A 2,333-nucleotide genomic window follows, 5' to 3' on the forward strand; every position below is an offset into this window, starting at 1 on the left:
ATCGCGACCAGGATCGCTGGCAACGTCGTTACGGTGATGACGAACCACGTCTGTGTGACAAACTCCCGAAACGGAAACCGTCCGGTGACAATATCGCGCACGGCCCACCGCAATGCCTGGCCGGCGAGGGCAATCGAATTTCCAAAGGTCACAAGACTGGCTGTCGCTCGACCAGCAATTTCTGTATAGATACCGGTCTCTCCTCTTCTGTCTGCGCAGCTCGTCGCGATAAGGTGTTCGCACAGTATCAGGTACGTGCAGTACCTGGTACATGGTTTCGGGTAATCCCCGTCGGATTAATCACCTGAGAGGTTGGCGTGTCCCCAAGTGAACGGAGCCATCTCGATTTAGCCTTGACCCGGATCGAGCCGGGAGCGATCTTCCACTCCGAACTTGCCGTATGTACCTCGCGGGCTTACCGGGCTTACCGGGCTCTCGTGAGCTCTCCGCGGATGCGGTCTTCGCGGGGTGTTGTGGGGCAACAGTATGGCCGAAAGTTTCTTCGCTGATTTCAAGAACGAATGCGTCTACCGAACGATCTACTCCACCAAAAGCAAAGCACGACAAGACATCGTCAGATACATCGAAGGCTTCTACAGTTCACAACACCGCCATTCGGCGCTCGGGTACCGAACCCCGAACGCTGTCCACTACAGTTACGGGCAGTCCGCAAACGCGGCTTCAGAATAGTCATCTCCAGTGTCGGAAATCCTCGCGGCAGATCAACCCCACGCACGGCATCCGACCGTGATCGTCGGCGAACGCGGGTACAACCGCTGCCGTTGGTACCGTTGGGGTGAACCTCACGCCTGAATAACGTGTCCCTATGGTTTCTGTCAAGCTGCGTGAGCTGCGGGCGGTGGGACTGTCAGATAAACGGTTGATCCGGTCTTGGTTCGACACGCCGAGCTGAGCTTGGCGGGAAGGATCAACGATGACCGAAACACTGGATCCCATGGCGGATGAGGTGGATCAGAAGCAGTTGGCCGAGCAACTCCTGGCTCAAGCCAAGGAGCAGGGCGTGGAGTTGATGGGCCCGAACGGGCTGCTCAGTCAGCTCACCAAGAACGTCCTCGAAACCGCGTTGGACGCGGAGATGACCGAGCATCTCGGTTACGACAAGCACGATGCCGCCGGCCGCGGCAGCGGCAACTCCCGAAACGGTACCCGTTCGAAGACGGTGCTCACCGAGATCGGACCGGTGGAGATCGACGTTCCGCGCGACGTCGATTCCTCGTTCGCTCCGCAGATCGTCAAGAAGCGACAGCGTCGCCTGACAGGTATCGACGAAATCGTATTGTCTCTCACTGCAAAAGGGTTTGACGACCGGCGAGGTGTCCGCTCACTTCCAGGACATCTACGGGGCGACGGTATCGAAGGACACCATTTCCCGTATCACCGACAAGGTGGTCGGAGAGATGACCGAGTGGCAGAACCGGCCACTCGAGCGGGTGTATCCGGTGATGTTCATCGACGCCGTGCACGTCAAAGTCCGAGACGGGCAGGTCACGAACCGGCCCATGTATGTCGCGATCGGCGTCACCGTCAACGGTGAACGCGACATCCTGGGAATCTGGGCCGGCGAGGGTGGTGAAGGCGCGAAGTTCTGGCTCTCGGTGCTCACCGAAATCAAGAACCGCGGTGTCGGAGACGTCTGCATCGTGGTGTGCGACGGCCTCAAAGGACTGCCGGAGGCGATCAACACCGTGTGGGAACTGGCGGTGGTGCAGACATGCATTATTCACCTGATACGCAACACGTTTCGATTCGCATCCCGGAAATATTGGGATGAGATGTCGCGCGATCTCAAGCCTGTCTATACCGCTCCGTCGGAGTCTGCTGCGAAGGAACGGTTCACCGAGTTCGCCGGGAAGTGGGGGCAGCAGTACCCGGCGATCGACAAGATGTGGGACACCGCGTGGAGTGAGTTCGTGCCGTTCTTGGACTACAACGTCGAGATCAGGCGGGTGATCTGCTCGACGAATGCGATCGAGTCCGTCAACGCCCGCTACAGGCGTGCGGTGCGGGCTCGTGGGCACTTTCCGACAGAGCAGGCGGCTCTGAAATGTCTCTACCTCGCTACGCGGGCGCTGGACCCCACCGGGAAAGGTAAGGCACGATGGGCAATCAGGTGGAAGCCAGCGCTCAATGCGTTCGCGTTCACCTTCGAAGGACGTATCACCCCGAACGGTAACTAACCGACGCCGAGGTCGGATCCACCGTTAATCGGACACTCCCCGGGCGGTTGGTACAGGGTCTTGTTCTTGAGCATGGCGTACAGGACGTCGCATCGGCGTCGAGCGAGGCAGATGAGCGCGGCGTTGTGTTTCCTG

2 pseudogenes are annotated in these 2,333 nt (G+C 59.2%); both read left to right on the forward strand.

The annotated features are described in order from the left end of the window. Window positions 1-356: 356 nt before the first annotated feature. Window positions 357-690 (forward strand): annotated as a pseudogene (locus AB0366_RS27020) (integrase core domain-containing protein); the annotation flags it as partial. A gap of 244 nt (window positions 691-934) precedes the next feature. Continuing rightward, window positions 935-2,198 (forward strand): annotated as a pseudogene (locus AB0366_RS27025) (IS256 family transposase). The last annotated feature ends 135 nt before the right edge of the window (window positions 2,199-2,333 follow it).

The sequence above is a fragment of the Rhodococcus sp. NPDC076796 genome (assembly GCF_040702765.1).
In the GTDB taxonomy this organism is placed as follows: Bacteria; Actinomycetota; Actinomycetes; order Mycobacteriales; family Mycobacteriaceae; genus Rhodococcoides.